We start from the raw sequence: 1,423 nt of genomic DNA on the forward strand, positions 1-1,423 counted from the left end.
CGGCTGTTAATTTTTCTTGTAAAGCCGTATAACCATTTGCTTCCGCATACTGCCATTCGGCTTTATATACCGGCACTAGTTCATCGATGCGAATTTCTTCGCCTTCTACCTGCAAGTGCTGAATATCTGAAGCAGTAGGAGCCGAAATTAACATACAGCTTAAATAAATTTCAATGCCATACGGGTCTGCTAAATCCCCTTTGTTGGGGACGATGACCCCTCGAGCCGGCTGAACGTTTTCATCATGCGGAATACATGCTAATTTAATCAACCAATTAATCGGCCATATTTTTTCTCGATCCAACCAGTCTGCCCCGCCTTCAAGCCAATCTGCGGGTACTTTCATCATATTTTCCACATATAACAGGTTGTATCCAACCGCGCGGTCACTCATACCTGTTGTAAATAAAACATAATACGGATGGGCGGCTGATGGGGCAATAATATGCGCCTGAATCGGGACTTCAGAAGGGAAGTTTTGATAATAGGTTGTTTGAATCGGACCGTACATCTCTTCAAACGCCGCACGAATTACCGCATGACTGGATGGTTCTTCGTACTCTTCCTCATCCTCCTCATCTTCATAGTCCTCATCATCGTATTCCTTTTTAGGCGTTGTACGCGGCACATGGTCGGCAGGTAAAGTTGCATTATGGGCCTGAATGAGTGCTAGAATTTCCGTTTGATTTTGTTCTTTCGCCATCAACTCTGCATCTTTTCGCTCAAAATAACGAATCGTCGTATCCACACCATGTTCAATTAATAATTGCGCCATCTCTTTACTTCCTGCCAGGATAGCCCCGAATAATGGGTCTTGGTGAGGATGTTTTGGGTTTTCAAAATAAATCTTGGCACCTAATTGAAACATTTCTTTAAACAAATCCACATGCCCTTCTGATAGTGCATTTCTTATCGGTGTATGGCCATAATTTTTATCTTCTATATCAATGTCCATCCCCATTTCTATGAGCCATTTCACGATAGCTGATTGATTGTACTCAGCTGCTAAATGTAAAACCGTTCCAACCGGTGTATAGACATGAAAGATATCTTCATTTTGATTGTATAGTTGTTGTAATGTTGCTAGGTCTCCATTTCTAATTGCTTTATTTACTTTTATGGTTAAATTTTCTTCTGTCTTATTTTCTTGCATATGTAGGCCCCCAATTCGTTTTTCTCATGAAACAAATGGTATGTATTTGTCATTTATCTCCATTATACACAAAAAAACACGGATTTCTCCGTGTCTTTTTATGTTAATAGAGTAGTTCTACAAAATCGGTAAAGGTAAAGGCACAAAAACGTGTTTGTTTTTCAAAGACAATTTTTGCTACCTCGTCATGGCTTTTCTCTAATCGTACAGCTAATGGTTTAAATGGCGATGCCCCTTCATGCAACCAATAGACCACACCTACTGGTAAGC

1 protein-coding gene is annotated in these 1,423 nt (G+C 40.3%); it reads right to left on the minus strand.

Annotation, left to right across the window (positions count from 1 at the left end):
• On the minus strand, positions 1 to 1,153 hold a 1,153-nt coding region (locus KTHG_RS12760; RefSeq protein ID WP_186439597.1), incomplete at its 3' end, for a suppressor of fused domain protein.
• Positions 1,154 to 1,423 lie beyond the last annotated feature (270 nt).

This window comes from Kurthia sp. Dielmo (assembly GCF_000307285.2).
Taxonomy (GTDB): Bacteria; Bacillota; Bacilli; order Bacillales_A; family Planococcaceae; genus Kurthia; species Kurthia populi.